This is a genomic window from Streptomyces nanhaiensis (assembly GCF_046614825.1).
GTDB lineage: Bacteria > Actinomycetota > Actinomycetes > Streptomycetales > Streptomycetaceae > Streptomyces > Streptomyces radiopugnans.
In genome coordinates, this window is sequence record NZ_JBKJFM010000150.1 from 1 (window position 1) to 14719 (window position 14719).

13 protein-coding genes are annotated in these 14719 nt (G+C 73.1%); 6 read left to right on the forward strand and 7 right to left on the reverse strand.

The genetic code is table 11. The annotated features are described in order from the left end of the window. Positions 1 to 140: 140 nt before the first annotated feature. A complete protein-coding gene (locus ACLIYP_RS24865) occupies positions 141 to 731 on the reverse strand; it encodes a hypothetical protein (RefSeq protein ID WP_412715345.1) in 591 nt (196 codons plus the stop codon). Positions 732 to 801: 70 nt separating this feature from the next. Continuing rightward, entirely contained in the window at positions 802 to 1902 is a 1101-nt protein-coding gene (gene rsgA / locus ACLIYP_RS24870) for a ribosome small subunit-dependent GTPase A (protein ID WP_412715346.1), read from the reverse strand. Positions 1903 to 2307: 405 nt separating this feature from the next. Here rsgA and ACLIYP_RS24875 point away from each other — a divergent pair, with 405 nt between their 5' ends. Continuing rightward, positions 2308 to 2757 (forward strand): SPW repeat protein, encoded by a 450-nt coding sequence (locus tag ACLIYP_RS24875; protein ID WP_412715347.1) that lies wholly within the window; start codon positions 2308 to 2310, stop codon positions 2755 to 2757. A gap of 63 nt (positions 2758 to 2820) precedes the next feature. On the opposite strand, the gene ACLIYP_RS24880 is transcribed toward ACLIYP_RS24875, so the two are convergent. The 5 genes from ACLIYP_RS24880 to ACLIYP_RS24900 all read right to left on the reverse strand — a co-directional run bounded on the left by ACLIYP_RS24880 (position 2821) and on the right by ACLIYP_RS24900 (position 11193). Then, complete coding sequence (locus tag ACLIYP_RS24880) at positions 2821 to 3972, reverse strand: YihY/virulence factor BrkB family protein (protein WP_412715348.1); 1152 nt, start codon at positions 3970 to 3972, stop codon at positions 2821 to 2823. A gap of 144 nt (positions 3973 to 4116) precedes the next feature. After that, positions 4117 to 4926 (reverse strand): pyruvate formate-lyase-activating protein, encoded by an 810-nt coding sequence (gene pflA / locus ACLIYP_RS24885; RefSeq protein WP_412715349.1) that lies wholly within the window; start codon positions 4924 to 4926, stop codon positions 4117 to 4119. Next, positions 4926 to 7214, reverse strand: coding sequence for a formate C-acetyltransferase (gene pflB, locus ACLIYP_RS24890; RefSeq protein WP_412715350.1), 2289 nt, complete (start codon positions 7212 to 7214; stop codon positions 4926 to 4928). The genes pflA and pflB overlap by 1 nt, the downstream gene beginning before the upstream one ends. 50 nt (positions 7215 to 7264) lie before the next feature. Beyond that, a complete protein-coding gene (gene adhE / locus ACLIYP_RS24895; protein ID WP_412715351.1) occupies positions 7265 to 9958 on the reverse strand; it encodes a bifunctional acetaldehyde-CoA/alcohol dehydrogenase in 2694 nt (897 codons plus the stop codon). Positions 9959 to 10110: 152 nt separating this feature from the next. Then, a complete protein-coding gene (locus ACLIYP_RS24900; protein ID WP_412715352.1) occupies positions 10111 to 11193 on the reverse strand; it encodes a carbohydrate kinase family protein in 1083 nt (360 codons plus the stop codon). Positions 11194 to 11282: 89 nt separating this feature from the next. Here ACLIYP_RS24900 and ACLIYP_RS24905 point away from each other — a divergent pair, with 89 nt between their 5' ends. The 5 genes from ACLIYP_RS24905 to ACLIYP_RS24925 all read left to right on the forward strand — a co-directional run. Continuing rightward, positions 11283 to 11861 carry a GNAT family N-acetyltransferase gene (locus ACLIYP_RS24905; protein WP_412715353.1) on the forward strand — a complete coding sequence of 193 codons (579 nt, stop codon included), beginning with the start codon at positions 11283 to 11285 and terminating at the stop codon, positions 11859 to 11861. 130 nt (positions 11862 to 11991) lie between these two features. Continuing rightward, complete coding sequence (locus tag ACLIYP_RS24910; protein WP_369126574.1) at positions 11992 to 12075, forward strand: putative leader peptide; 84 nt, start codon at positions 11992 to 11994, stop codon at positions 12073 to 12075. 157 nt (positions 12076 to 12232) lie between these two features. Then, positions 12233 to 13930: a nitrite/sulfite reductase gene (locus ACLIYP_RS24915; protein ID WP_412715354.1), complete on the forward strand. Its 1698-nt coding sequence runs from the start codon at positions 12233 to 12235 to the stop codon at positions 13928 to 13930. A gap of 172 nt (positions 13931 to 14102) precedes the next feature. Beyond that, a complete protein-coding gene (locus ACLIYP_RS24920; protein WP_412715355.1) occupies positions 14103 to 14288 on the forward strand; it encodes a hypothetical protein in 186 nt (61 codons plus the stop codon). Then, a partial coding sequence (locus ACLIYP_RS24925) for a phosphoadenosine phosphosulfate reductase domain-containing protein (RefSeq protein WP_412715356.1) occupies positions 14285 to 14719 on the forward strand: 435 nt, incomplete at its 3' end. The genes ACLIYP_RS24920 and ACLIYP_RS24925, both read left to right, overlap by 4 nt.

The following is a 14719-nucleotide window of genomic DNA, read 5'->3' on the forward strand; positions in this document are numbered from 1 at the left end:
GACCCGGCGTAGCGGGCCGGGACGACGGCGACCGGCGGCGCGAGCCTCCGCGGCGGGCGCACCCGGCACCCGGACTCCGGGCACGGCGGCCGGGCATGCGGCCGTCGGCGCCGACGGTACGGTCGGCACCGTCGGCGCCGTCAGTGCTCCGGAAGCCGCTGGAGCAGCCCCCAGGTGAACTCCGCGATCACCTCGTGCCGCTCCCCCGCGCGGTCCGGGGCGGTGAAGGCCAGCCGCCACCGGGTGGGCGCCGAGCCCTCCATGGGGCGGGCGGGCGCGAAGGCGCGGGCGACCTCGTCCACCGTGCACGTCCACGGCAGCAGGTCCTCCACCGCGCGAAGCTCCGGGCCGGGTGCCCCCGGAGCGCGTACCAGCCATTCGTTCCACACCCCGCCGCCCGGCGCGGTCAGCACCTCCAGGCGCAGGTCCGGCCAGAGCGGAACCGGCCAGCGCAGCGCCCGGCAGTCCAGGTCGCCCACCCGGCGCGGCTCGTCCGCCTCCGGTTCGCCGAGCACCGAGCGGTACCGGGCCGCCGCGCCCCGGGAGCGCGGCGAGCGGGCGGCGACCTGCCAGCGGCGGTTGGCCTCGCGCATCTCGGCCCGGTCGGCGCCCAGTTCGCGCAGCGCGCCGAGCACCAGGTCCGGCTGGAAGTCGGCCATCCGGCGCAGCAGGACGAGCTGGAACTGCCGGGGGCCGAAGGGCTGGGCGGGGGCGTCGCTGCGGTCGGGCACGGGGCGACGTTAGCAACCTGCTCCCGCCGACCCGTGCCCGACCCGCGCCCCCGTGCCCGCCCCGCGCGGGTCAGCGCGGGCCGCGTTTGCGCTCCGCCGCATGGCGGCCCATCGCCTGCTTGCGCTTCCAGTCGCGCCGCAGCTCCGCCCGCAGCCGGGCGTCGGTGCGGGCCGCGAGGTACCGGTTCTCGCGCAGCAGCTTGCGGTAGCTGTCCAGCCGGCGCGGCGGCAGGGTGCCGTCCTCGGCGGCGGCCAGTACGGCGCAGCCCGGCTCGGTGGTGTGCGCGCAGTCGTGGAAGCGGCAGGCGCGCGCCAGTTCCTTGATGTCCGCGAAGGCCCGGTCGACACCCTCCCCTGCGTCCCACAGCCCGACGCCGCGCAGCCCCGGGGTGTCGATGACGACCCCGCCGCCGGGCAGCGCGAACAACTCGCGGGTGACCGTGGTGTGGCGGCCCTTGCCGTCGCTCCCGCGGATCTCGCGCACCTCCAGCACCTCCTGTCCGAGCAGTGCGTTGACCAGGGTGGACTTGCCCGCCCCGGACTGCCCGAGCACCACGGCGGTGCCGCCGCCGAGCACGGCCGCGAGCACGTCCAGACCCTCACCGGTGACGGCGCTGACGGGCAGCACCGTCACCCCGGGCGCGGCGGCCTCGGCGTCGGCGGCGGCATGGGCGGCGTCGGGGGCCAGATCGGTCTTGGTGAGGGCGACCAGCGGCCGGGCGCCGCTCTCCCAGGCCAGTGCGAGGAACCGCTCCAGCCGCCCCGCGTCGAGCGGGACGGCCAGCGAGACGGCGACGACGGCGTGGTCGACGTTGGCGGCCAGCACCTGCCCCTCGGAGCGCTTGGAGGAGGTGGAGCGTACGAACGCGGTGCGGCGGGGCAGCAGGGCCCGGACCGTCCACGGCGTGAGGTGCCCGCCGGGTTCGAGGGCGGCCCAGTCGCCGGTGCAGACGGTGAGCAGCGGGTCCGGGGAGGTGACGGGCGCGGTGTCGGCCCGTACGTGACCCTCGGCCGTCACGGCGTCGCACCGCCCGCGGTCCACGCGGACCACGCGGGCGGGTGTCAGGCCCCGGCGCCCGTACGGGGCGAAGGCCTCGGCGGTGTGCTCGTCCCAGCCGTAGCGGGCGAGCGGGTGTGCGGGGTGGTGTGCGGATACGTCGAGAGGACTCAACGCGGATGGCCCTTCGGGAAGGGCGGCCCCGGCGCGGTGGCCCGCAGGACGGGCCGGACGTGGTCAGCCGGAGGCCGCGGAGGTGGAAAGTACCGGCTCGTTGCCGCGGGCCGTGCTCGCGGCGGCGGTGACGGCGGCCATGGGCCCCACCTCCCGTTCCCGGGTCGTCGACGGATTTCTCCGGGGCCGTGTCGCCCGGCCCCCCGCAGGGCCTCTCAGACCCTCGCGCCGCCGACCCTAGGACGACGCAGGGCTCGCGCGCCACCGGTTTTCCCCGCGCCCCCTCCGCTCCGGGGGAGGCGTCGCGGACAGCGGGAACGCGGACGCCTCTCGGGAAGACATAAACGGTCGTTTGGTGGAAAATTAGAGCATAAGGGTGAAAGTGTCCCAGAGGAGGTGGCTCAGATGGCCACACCGACGTCACGCATCGAGGAACACCCTGACCTCATCGGGATGCGTGCACGCTACGCGGAGGCCTCGGCGTCGCCGACGGCGCAGGGGATGGAGGCGCTGACCGTGCTGGCCGGCGTCTTCCTGCTGGCCTCACCATGGATCGTCGGGTTCAGCCAGTTCAACTCGCTGACCGTCAACAACTTCGTCACCGGCATCGCGCTCGCCGTGATCGGCCTGGCGCTCGCCGTGGCCTTCGAGCGGGCCTACGGCCTGAGCATGGCCGTGTGCGCGATCGGTGCCTGGACGGTGATATCCCCCTGGCTGGTGGCGGGCAACGTGGACACCGCCAGGACGATCCTCACCAATGTGATCACCGGAGGAATCGTCTTCCTCCTCGGCCTGGCGCTGGTGGCCATCGGCAGGAGGAGCGGCAAGGGGAGCCGTGCGCACAAGAGGGGGTGACCCGGCTCGGGACCACTGACGCACGGCGGGCCCGGGGTGCCGAGAGGCGCCCCGGGCCCGCAGTCAGTCCTCACGGCGGCGGGAGCGCAGCCGCGAGCGTATGTCGGAGGGCGGCAGGAACTTCGTCCAGCGCTCGGGGAACTCCGCGGGAGGCTCGGGCGCCTCCCCGACGTCCCCGTCGTCCCCGCCGCCCTCGGCCCCCCGCATCGCGCGCCGCGCCGCCGCCGCGGCGACGACCTCGGCGGCGGCCTGCTCGCGGGCCCGCTCGCTGGCACGGCGGGCGGCGGCGGTGGTGACCGAGGGCCACACGTGGTCGATGGCGGCGTTGACTGCCGCGCCCACCAGGACCGCGAAGGCCGAGACGCCGATCCACAGCAGCACGGCCACGGGCGCGGCCAGCGACCCGTACAGCGACGGCCCGTCCACCGTCCGCGTGAGGTACAGCCGCAGCAGGAAGCTGCCCGCGATCCACATCAGCAGGGCGACCAGCGCGCCGGGGACGTCCTCCACCCAGGGTGAGCGGACCGGTACCGAGACGTGGTAGAGCGTGGTGAGGAAGGCGATCGAGACGACCACCACCACGGGCCAGTAGAAGGCCGCGACCAGCGGCTCCAGTTGCGGCACCCAGCCGACCACCGCGTCCGGCCCGACGATCAGCAGCGGCAGCGCGACCGCGCCCAGCGGCAGCGCGACCAGGTACAGCCCGAAGGCCAGCAGCCGGGTGGCGACGATGCCCCGGTGGCCGTCGAGGCCGTACATGACGGTGATGGTGTCTATGAAGACGTTCATCGTGCGCGAGCCGGACCACAGCGCCAGCGCGAAGCCGAAGGAGATCACGTCCGGCCGTCCGCCCTCGATCACGTCGTCGATCAACGGCTCGGCGATCTGGCTGACGCCCCGGTCGGACAGGACCGTGGCGGAGGCGTTCAGGATGTTGGCGCGGACGCTGTCGATGGTGTCGGTGCCGATCCAGGCGTCGAGGTAGCCGAGCAGCCCGATCAGCCCCAGCAGCAGCGGCGGCAGCGACAGCAGGGTGAAGAAGGCCGCCTCGGCGGCCAGCCCCAGGATCCTGTACTCCATCGCGGAGTTGACGGTGTCCTTCAGCAGCAGCCACGCGAGCTTCCGCTTGGGGACGTTGCGGTACAGGGCGCGCGCCCTGCGCAGCGGGTTCGAGGACCGCTTCGGGGAGGAGGGGGAGGAGGGGGCCGGTTGCACGTCCTTAACGTATCCGGCCCGGCGATCCCGGCTCACACCGTGGCCCGCGGGCGGTCTGCGGGACGGCCTGCCGGTTTCCCCGCGGGCCCCGCGTTTCGCACACCGGTGCGGAGGCGCGCGGGCGCCGGTGTTCCGGCACGGGGCTCACACCGCGTACAGGCCGTGGGCGGCGAAGACCTCCCGGGCACCGGCCACCTGCTCCGGGGTGGGCACGGGGGTGCCGGCCAGGGGGAAGGTCCGGCCGACCGCCTCCCACTTGGCGGCGCCCAGCTTGTGGAAGGGCAGCACGTCGACGCGGGAGACGTTGCCGAGGGAGGCCGCGAAGGCGGCGACGCCCTCGATGTTGTCGGGCCCGTCGGTCAGGCCGGGGACCAGCACGAACCGCACCCACACCTCTTTGCCCAGCAGCGCCAGCCGGCGGGCGAAGGCCACTGTCGGGGCGATCTCGCCGCGGCCCCCGGTGACCTTCCGGTACAGCCCCGGCTCCCAGGACTTGATGTCCAGCAGCACCAGGTCGGTGTCGGCCAGCAGCGCGTCGGAGGCGCGGGCGCCGAGGAAGCCGGAGGTGTCCAGGGCGGTGTGCAGGCCCAGCTCGTTCCTGAAGCGGTGCAGCAGCTCCCCGGCGAAGACCGGCTGGAGCAGCGGCTCCCCGCCGCTGAGGGTGGTGCCGCCGCCCGCCGCCCGGATGAAGGCGGTGTACTTCGCCGCCTCGGCGACGAGTTCGTCGGCGGTGGTGCGGCGGCCGTTGCGCAGCCGCCAGGTGTCGGGGTTGTGGCAGTACAGGCAGGCCAGCGGGCAGCCGGCGAGGAAGGCGGTGAAGCGGGTGCCGGGGCCGTCCACGCCGGTGGACAGGTCCCAGGAGTGCACCGATCCGGTGACCGGGCGGCGGGTGGCCGCCCCGGCGGGGGTGACGGCCCCCGCCGGCGCGGCCGCCCGGTGCGTCAGGCGTTCCATCACAGCGCTCCGTGGAAGGTGCGGGCGATGACGTCGAGCTGCTGCTCACGGGTGAGCTTGACGAAGTTCACCGCGTAGCCGCTGACGCGGACGGTGAGCTGCGGGTACTTCTCCGGGTGCTCCATGGCGTCCACCAGCGTCTTCTGGTCCAGGACGTTGACGTTCATGTGGAAGCCCCCGGCGGCGGTGTAGCCGTCCAGCACCCCGGCGAGGTTCCCGGCGCGCTCGGCCGGGGTGCGGCCCAGGGCGTCGGGGGTGATGGTGTTGGTCAGCGAGATGCCGTCCTCGGCGTCGTCGTAGTCCAGCTTGGCCACCGACAGGGCCGAGGCGATGTAGCCGTGGCGGTCGCGGCCGTTCATCGGATTGGCTCCGGGGGCGAAGGGGGTTCCGGCGCGGCGGCCGTCGGGGGTGTTGCCGGTCTTCTCGCCGTAGACGACGTTGGAGGTGATGGTGAGCACCGACTGGGTGTGGACGGCGCCCCGGTAGGTGGGGTGGCGGCGCACCTTCTCCATGAAGCCGTGCACCAGCCCGCGGGCGATCTCGTCGGCCCGGTCGTCGTTGTTGCCGTACGCCGGGTAGTCGCCCTCGACCTCGTAGTCGACGGCCAGCCCGGTGGCGTCGCGGACCACCCGCACCCGTGCGTACCTGATCGCCGAGAGCGAGTCGGCGGCGACCGACAGCCCTGCGATGCCGCAGGCCATGGTCCGCAGCACCTCGCGGTCGTGCAGGGCCATCTCCAGCCGCTCGTAGGCGTACCTGTCGTGCATGTAGTGGATGACGTTCAGGGCGTGGACGTAGGTCCTGGCCAGCCACTCCAGCATCGCGTCGTAGCGCTCGGCGACGGTGGCGTAGTCCAGGTACTCGCCCTCGATCGGGCGGAACCCGCTCACGACCCGCTCACCGGTCATCTCGTCACGGCCGCCGTTGATGGCGTAGAGCAGGGCCTTGGCGACGTTGACGCGCGCCCCGAAGAACTGCATCTGCTTCCCCATGGCCATCGCGGAGACGCAGCAGGCGATGGCCGTGTCGTCGCCGTACTTGGGGCGCATCAGCTCGTCGGACTCGAACTGCAGGGCGCTGGTGTCCACGGCGGTCCTCGCCGCGAACTCCTTGAAGCCCCCGGGGAGCGACTGCGACCAGAAGACCGTCAGGTTGGGCTCCGGCGCGGGGCCGAGGTTGTACAGGGTCTGCAGGGCGCGGAAGGCGGTGCGGGTGACCAGCGGGCGGCCGTCCTCGCCGATCCCGGCCAGCGACCAGGTCACCCAGGTGGGGTCGCCGGAGTAGAGCTGGTTGTACTCGGGGGTGCGCAGGAATCGGACGATGCGGAGCTTGATGACGAAGTCGTCGATCAGCTCCTGGGCCCCGCTCTCGGTCAGCAGCCCGCGCTCGATGTCGCGCTGGAGGTAGACGTCGAGGAAGGCGTCGATGCGGCCGATGGACATGGCCGCGCCGTTCTGCTCCTTCACGGCTGCCAGGTAGGCGAAGTACAGCCACTGGACGGCCTCGCGTCCGGTGGCGGCCGGGCGGGAGACGTCGTACCCGTAGGAGGCGGCCATCTCCTTCAGCTCGCGCAGCGCCCGGATCTGCTCGGCGTTCTCCTCGCGGTCGCGGATGACGTCCTCGGTGGGCCAGCGGTCGTCCAGCAGCGCCCGGTCGGCCTGCTTGTCGGCGATCAGCCGGTCCACTCCGTACAGGGCGACGCGGCGGTAGTCGCCGATGATGCGGCCGCGGCCGTAGGCGTCGGGCAGGCCGGTGATGATGCCGGCCGAGCGGCAGGCCCGGATCTCGGGGGTGTAGGCGTCGAAGACGCCGTCGTTGTGGGTCTTGCGGTAGGTGGTGAAGATCTTCTTCACCTCGGGGTCGGGCTCGTGGCCGTAGGCCTTCAGGGCCGCCTCGACCATCCGCCAGCCGCCGATCGGCATGATCGCCCGCTTGAGGGGGGCGTCGGTCTGCAGGCCGACGATCAGGTCGAGGTCCTTGTCGATGTGGCCGGGCCCGAAGGCCGTGATGGTGGAGGGGGTCGCGGTGTCCACGTCGTACACGCCGCGCTCGCGCTCGGCGGGGAACATCGCCAGCAGCTTGTTCCACACGGCGGTGGTGCGGTGGGTGGGGCCGGCGAGGAACGAGCCGTCGCCCTCGTAGGGGGTGTAGTTGTGCTGGACGAAGTCGCGGACGTCGATCGCGTCCCGCCACAGGCCGCCCTTGAAGCCCTGCCAGGCGCCGGTGCCGGTGCCGGTGCCGGCGCGGTCCGGCGAGTGGGGGGTCTGCGGCTGCGGGATGGTGGTCATCGCTGGTCTCCCTTGGGGTTCTGCCGTGCGGGGCGGTCGGGCGGCTGCGCTCATGCCTTGGCGGCGTGGCCGTAGTAGGCCTGGCGCATCAGCGCCTGCATCTCGTCGAGCATCGGCATCCGGGGGTTGGCGGGGGCGCACTGGTCGGCGTAGGCGTTGCGGGCCTGCTCGGGCAGGGCGGCGAGGAACTCCTTCTCGTCCACGCCCGCCTCCTTGAAGGAGGCCGGGACACCGCACCGGGCGCGCAGTTCCTCCACGGCGCGGGCGTAGGACTCCACGCCCTCCTCGGGGGTGGCGGCCGGCAGGCCGAGCATCTTGGCGATCTCCTGGAAGCGCTCGTGGGCCCGGTAGGTCTCGTACTTGGGCCAGCCGGTCAGCTTGGTGGGGATGCGGCCGTTGTGGCGGATGACGTGCGGCAGCAGCAGCGCGTTGGTCCGGCCGTGGGTGATGTGGAAGGTGTTGCCGAGGGTGTGGGACATGGCGTGCACCAGGCCGAGGAAGGCGTTGGCGAAGGCCATGCCGGCGATGGTGGAGGCGTTGTGCATCCGCTCGCGGGCCCTGGGGTCCTCCGGGCCGTGGGTGACGCAGCGCTCCAGGTTCTCGAAGATCAGCCGGATGGCCTGCAGGCACAGCCCGTCGGTGTAGTCGTTGGCGTAGACCGACACGTACGCCTCGGTGGCGTGGGTGAGGGCGTCGAAGCCGGAGTCGGCGGTGACGGCGGGCGGCAGGGTGGCGGTCAGGACCGGGTCGACGATGGCGACGTCGGGGGTGAGGGCGTAGTCGGCCAGCGGGTACTTGCGGGCGGCGGCCGGGTCGGAGATGACGGCGAAGGGGGTGACCTCCGCGCCGGTGCCGGAGGTGGTCGGCACCGCGATCAGCCTCGCCCTCTCCCCCAGCGGCGGGAAGGTGAAGGCGCGCTTGCGGATGTCGGAGAACTTCTCCTTGGTGTCGGCGAAGGCGATCTCGGGGTGCTCGTACATCAGCCACATCACCTTGGCGGCGTCGATGGGCGAGCCGCCGCCGAGGGCGACGATGGTGTCGGGCTCGAACTCGCGCATCCTCGCGGCGCCGCGCTCGACGGTGGCCAGTTCCGGGTTGGGCTCGACGTCGTCGATGATCTGGAGGTTCACCGGCTCGCGGCGGGAGCGCAGGATGTCCTTGACGCGGGTGAGGTAGCCCAGGCGGTCCATGGTGCGGTCGGTGACGACGGTGACGCGCCGCATGCCGCGCATGTCGCCGAGGTAGCGCAGGGAGTGGCGCTCGAAGTAGATCTTCGGCGGGACCTTGAACCACTGCATGTTGGTGTTGCGCCGCCCGATGCGCTTGATGTTGAGCAGGTCGACGGCGGTGACGTTGCCGGAGACCGAGTTGTGGCCGTAGGAGCCGCAGCCCAGGGTCATCGAGGGCAGGAAGGAGTTGTAGACGTCGCCGATGCCGCCGAGGCTGGAGGGCGCGTTGGCGATGATGCGCACGGCCTTGACGCGGCGGCCGAACTCCTCGGTCAGCTCCCCGTCGTCGGCGTGGATCACCGCGCTGTGGCCCAGGCCGTCGAACTCGACCATCCGCGCGGCCAGTTCGATGCCCTGCTCGGTGGTCTCGGCGCGCAGCAGGGCCAGCACCGGGGAGAGCTTCTCGCGGCTGAGCGGCTCGGCGGGGCCGACGTCCGCGATCTCGGCGAGGATGACGGAGGTGTCCTCGGGGACGGTGAAGCCCGCCTGCTCGGCGATCCAGTGCGGCGGCCGGCCGACGGCGTCGGCGTTCAGCTTCGCCCCGGCGCAGTTGGCGCTCCGGGCGGTGGTGCCGAACAGGAACCGCTCCAGCTTCTCCTTCTCCTCGGCGGTGGCCAGATGGGCGTGGAGCTTGCGGAACTCCGCGACGGCCCGCTCGTAGACCTCGGCGTCCAGGACGGCGGCCTGCTCGGAGGCGCAGATCATGCCGTTGTCGAAGGCCTTGGACAGGACGATGTCGTGCACCGCGCGGGGGACGTCGGCGGTGCGGTGGACGTAGGCGGGGACGTTGCCCGCGCCGACGCCGAGGGCCGGCTTGCCGCACGAGTAGGCGGCCCGGACCATGGCGTTGCCGCCGGTGGCCAGGATGGTGGAGACGTCCGCGTGGTTCATCAGCAGGCGGGTGGCCTCCATCGACGGCTCCTCGATCCACTGCACGCAGTGCTCGGGGGCGCCCGCCTCCACGGCCGCCTCCCGTACGATCCGGGCCGCCTCGGCGCTGCACCGCTGGGCCGAGGGGTGGAAGGCGAAGACGATCGGGTTGCGGGTCTTGAGCGCGATCAGCGCCTTGAAGATCGTGGTGGAGGTGGGGTTGGTCACCGGGGTCATGGCGCACACCACGCCGACGGGCTCGGCGATCTCGGTGATCCCGTTCAGCTCGTCGCGGCGGACGACGCCGACCGTCTTCAGCCCCTGCATCGAGTGGGTGACGTGCTCGCAGGCGAAGAGGTTCTTCATCGCCTTGTCCTCGAACACCCCCCGGCCGGTCTCGGCGACGGCCTGCTCGGCCAGCTCGCAGTGGTTCGCCAGGGCCGCCAGGGAGGCCTTCCGCACGATGTGGTCGACCTGCTCCTGGGTGAAGGAGGCGTACTCCTCCAGGGACTTGACGGCGTGTGCGACCAGGGTGTCGACGGCGTGCCGGGCGGTCTCGGCGCGCTCGGCGTCCGCCGGAGCGGCGGGACGTGCGGCAGGACGTGCTGCGGAGCGTGCGGCGGGACGTGCGGTGGCTTCTGCCATGGGGATCACCTCTGGATGGGGGCCTCGGTGACTCCATTGCACGCCGTCCGGGGCCTCCGGCGCAGTCGCCGAAGGGGCCCCGCACGGCGGCCGAAGGTCCCGCCCCGGCGGGGGGCGCGGGCCGAAGGTCCCGGTACCTGCCGGTAAGGCGCTCACCTGGGCGTATGGCGGCCCATCCGATGCGCCCGGGGCGGGTTGGCGCCCCGTACGGCGCAGGTGGCGGCGGCGACGGCGGCACCGGTGGCCAGGGCCTGCTCCAGTACGCCGGCGGTCAGCCCGTCCAGGCGCCCGCCGAGGGCCCCGGCTGCGTGGAGGGAGTGCAGCAGGCCGCCCGTGAAGGCGTCGCCCGCGCCGACGGTGTCCACCACGGCGGTGGGCGGGGCGGGCACCCTCAGCCGTACGCGCTCCGCGCCGGGGGTACCGCCCGCGCCGCCCGCGCCGCCCGCGCGCTCCAGCGAGGCGTACGCGCCCGCGGCGCCGAGCGTGACGACCACCAGGGCCGCGCCGTGGCCGTGGAGGACGTCGGCGGCCTCCTCCATGCCGGCGCCGGGCAGGAGGTGGCCGAGGTCGTCGTCGGACAGCCGCAGGATGTCGGCCGCGGCGCACCAGCGCGGCAGCCGCTCGCGGTAGACGGCCGGCTCCACCAGCAGCGGCCGGACGTTGGGGTCGACGGAGACGGTGGCACGCCCGCGCACCCTCTCCAGCAGCCGTTCCACCGCCTCACCGCCCGGCGGCCGCACCAGTGCCAGCGATCCGGTGTGCACGCAGGCCGCGGGGCCGGACGCGGCCGCCGCCAGCTCACCGTCCGTCCACTGCCAGTCGGCGGTGCCCTCGGCGTGGAAGGAGTACTCGGCGCGGCCGGCGTCGTCGACGTCGGCGACGGCCAGGGTGCTGGGCTCGGCCGCCTCGACGACCGCGCCGAGGTCCACGCCGGAGGCGGCCAGGTGCTCCCGGAAGAGGCGGCCGAACACGTCCCGCGACAGCCTGCCCAGGAAGCGGGTTGGGGTGCCGAGCCGGGCGAGGGCGACGGCGGTGTTGGCGGGTCCTCCTCCGGGCAGGACCTCCAGTCCGATCGAGTGGGCGGACGGCCGCTCCCCGCCGCCGGGCGGCGGGACGGTGAAGGCGTCGGCCACGCACTCGCCGAGCACGACGACGGGCGGCGCGGCGACGGGGGCGGTGGACGCGGGGGCGGTGGTCTGGGGGGCGCCGTCGGGGCGGCTGCTGGTCGCGGGCATGGGTGGCATTCTGGTACGGCGCGGTGGCCGGGAGGCAGTCCGCGGGGCCGCCTCCCGGCCGCCGGCGCCGTCGTGCTTCACTGCCCGGCATGAGCACCACCGTCGCCGTCACCACCTGGTCACTGGAGCAGACCTCCCCCTCCGACCTCTCCCCCGCCCACGTTCCGGACAGCGGGTCCGGAATCCGGATCGTCCGGGCGCAGGTGCCCAGCCCGGAGTTCAGCCGCTTCCTCTACACCGCCGTCGGCGGGGACGTCACCTGGACGGACCGGCTGGAGTGGACGTACGCGCGGTGGCGGGAGTTCCTGGAGCGCCCCGGCGTGGAGACCTGGGTGGCGTACGAGCGCGGGACCCCGGCCGGGTACATCGAACTGGAACCGCAGCCCGGGGGGACGGTGGAGATCACCTACTTCGGTCTGATCGCCGCCTTCCGCGGCCGGCGCATCGGCGGGCACCTGCTGTCGTACGGGACCGCGCGCGCCTGGGACCTGGCGGAGCGCTGGCCGGAGCGGGAGCCCACCCGGCGGGTGTGGGTGCACACCTGCAGCAAGGACGGCCCCCACGCGCTGGCGAACTACCGGCGGCGCGGTTTCCGCCTGTTCGACACCAGGACGGAGGACGAACCGGACGTTCCCGCTCCGGGCCCCTGGCCGGGAGCGGAGGGGTGAGCCCCGCCGGAGCCCGCACGGCTCCGGCGAGCCCGTGACCGATATCACTGCGTCTCGCATAACGGGACACCTTTGTCCGGACTGTGGATAACGGTGGACTGCCGCGAGATGCTCATGCCACGCTTCTGCCATGTCTCGAGCTGGAATTGCCTTGGTGAGTCGGCGGCACGTCGACCTCGGCCGCATGTCCAGCGCCATCTGTCCGACGGGCTGACAGTCCCAGCACCGCCGCACATCCGCCGCCCCCGTCGTCGCGGGCAGGCGGCCCCCACACCCCGTTTCCCGCACGGATCCGCGCACGTCAGCGCACCCGGGCGGATCCGGACCGCTTCCCGCGCAGCCGAGTCCAGCAGAAGGACGAACACACCGCCATGGCCGACACCCCCAAGCCAGCCAGCGCTGCCCCGACCCGCCGCAAGGCCGGCCGCCACCGCGGCGAAGGCCAGTGGGCCGCCGGGCACTTCACCCCCCTGAACGCCAACGAGCAGTTCAAGAAGGACGACGACGGTCTCAATGTGCGGACACGCATTGAGACGATCTACGCCCACCGCGGGTTCGACTCCATCGACCCCAGCGACCTGCGCGGCCGGATGCGCTGGTGGGGTCTGTACACCCAGCGCAGGCCCGGGATCGACGGCGGCAAGACCGCCGTCCTGGCCCCGGAGGAGCTGGACGACGAGTACTTCATGATGCGCGTGCGCATCGACGGCGGACGGCTGACCACCGAGCAGCTGCGCGTCATCGGCGAGATCTCCCAGGAGTTCGCCCGCGGCACCGCCGACATCACCGACCGGCAGAACATCCAGCTCCACTGGGTCCGCATCGAGGACGTCCCCGAGATCTGGCGCCGCCTGGAGGCCGTGGGGCTGTCCACCACCGAGGCCTGCGGCGACACCCCGCGCGCCTTCCTGGGCTCGCCGGTCGCCGGGATCGCCGCCGACGAGATCGTCGACGGCACGCCCGCCCTGGACGAGGCCAAGCGCCGCATCGTCGGCAACCCGGCGTTCTCCAACCTCCCCCGCAAGTTCAAGACGGCCATCTCCGGCTCCCCCCTGCTGGACGTGGCGCACGAGATCAACGACGTGTCCTTCGTCGGCGTGCGCCACCCCGAACTCGGCCCCGGCTTCGACGTGTGGGTGGGCGGCGGCCTGTCCACCAACCCCAAGCTCGGTGTCCGGCTGGGCGCCTGGGTTCCGCTGGAGGACGTGGTGGACGTCCTGGAGGGCGTCGTCTCGGTCTTCCGCGACTACGGCTACCGCCGGCTGCGCAACCGCGCCCGTCTGAAGTTCCTCGTCGCCGACTGGGGCGCGGAGAAGTTCCGCCAGGTGCTGGAGGACGAGTACCTCGGGCGGAAACTGGCCGACGGCCCCGCACCCGAGGCCCCCGTCCGGCTGTGGCGCGACCACGTCGGTGTGCACCGCCAGAAGGACGGCCGCTACTACGTCGGCTTCGCCCCCCGCGTCGGCCGCGTGGACGGCTCCACCCTCACCAAGATCGCCGAGCTGGCCGAGGGCCACGGCTCGGGCCGGGTCCGCACCACCGTCGAGCAGAAGATGATCATCCTCGACGTGGCCGAGGACCGGGTGGACTCCCTGGTGGAGGGCCTGGAGTCGCTGGATCTGACGACGCGTCCGTCGGTCTTCCGGCGCGGCACCATGGCCTGCACCGGCATCGAGTTCTGCAAGCTGGCCATCGTCGAGACCAAGGGCCGCGGCTCCACCCTCATCGACGAACTGGAGCGCCGCCTGCCGGAGTTCGACGAGCCGGTCACCATCAACATCAACGGCTGCCCCAACGCCTGCGCCCGCATCCAGGTCGCCGACATCGGGCTCAAGGGCCAGCTCGTCACCGACGCGGACGGCAACCAGGTCGAGGGCTACCAGGTCCACCTCGGCGGCGCTCTGGGGCTGGACCCCGGTTTCGGCCGCAAGGTGCGCGGCCTGAAGGTCACCGCCGCCGAGCTGCCCGACTACGTCGAGCGCCTCCTGACCCGCTACCGCGAGGAGCGGCGGGACGGCGAGCGCTTCGCCCAGTGGGCGGCGCGGGCCGACGAGGGCGCACTCAAGTGAGCGACGCACACGCGGCCACCGAGCCGCACCTCACCACGGACCCGCACCGTCGCCGCGTGGGCGGAGAAGCTCACAAGGAGGCAGTGAGCGACGCACACGCGGCCACCGAGCCGCACCTCACCACGGACCCGCACCGTCGCCGCGTGGGCGGAGAAGCTCACGAGGAGGCACCGTGAGCGAACGCGCCGCGCCGTTCTACTGCCCGTACTGCGGAGACGAGGACCTGCGGCCGTCCGAGGAGGGCCACGGCGCGTGGGAGTGCGCCTCCTGCAACCGCGCCTTCAAGCTCTCGTTCCTCGGACTGCTGGCCGACGGCCTGCGGCGGTCCGGTTCCACCGAGGGAGACAGCACACGATGAATGCCGCCGAGGACCGGTACGACCTGCGGGCGGACGCCGACGAGCTGCGCCGGCTCGCCGAGAAGGCGGGCCGCGAACTGGAGGACGCCCCGGCACTGGAGATCCTGCGCTGGGCCGCCGGCACCTTCGGCCCGCGCTTCTGCGTGACCTCCTCGATGGAGGACGCCGTCGTCGCACACCTGGCCTCGCGCGTGGCGCCCGGTGTGGACGTGGTGTTCCTCGACACCGGCTACCACTTCCCGGAGACCATCGGCACCCGGGACGCGGTGGCGGCGGTGATGGACGTCAACGTCATCACGCTCACCCCGCGGCAGACCGTGGCCGAGCAGGACGCCGAGTACGGGCCGCGCCTGCACGACCGCGACCCCGACCTGTGCTGCGCGCTGCGCAAGGTCAGGCCGCTGGAGGAGGGCCTGCGCGGGTACGACGCC

Coding starts and splice junctions, on each gene's coding strand:
- ACLIYP_RS24915 (WP_412715354.1), top strand. CDS start 12,233: ATGGCCGACACCCCCAAGCCAGCCAGCGCTGCCCCGACCCGCCGCAAG.
- pflB (WP_412715350.1), bottom strand. CDS start 7,214: ATGACCACCATCCCGCAGCCGCAGACCCCCCACTCGCCGGACCGCGCC.
- adhE (WP_412715351.1), bottom strand. CDS start 9,958: ATGGCAGAAGCCACCGCACGTCCCGCCGCACGCTCCGCAGCACGTCCT.
- ACLIYP_RS24900 (WP_412715352.1), bottom strand. CDS start 11,193: ATGCCCGCGACCAGCAGCCGCCCCGACGGCGCCCCCCAGACCACCGCC.
- pflA (WP_412715349.1), bottom strand. CDS start 4,926: ATGGAACGCCTGACGCACCGGGCGGCCGCGCCGGCGGGGGCCGTCACC.
- ACLIYP_RS24910 (WP_369126574.1), top strand. CDS start 11,992: ATGTCTCGAGCTGGAATTGCCTTGGTGAGTCGGCGGCACGTCGACCTC.
- ACLIYP_RS24875 (WP_412715347.1), top strand. CDS start 2,308: ATGGCCACACCGACGTCACGCATCGAGGAACACCCTGACCTCATCGGG.
- ACLIYP_RS24905 (WP_412715353.1), top strand. CDS start 11,283: ATGAGCACCACCGTCGCCGTCACCACCTGGTCACTGGAGCAGACCTCC.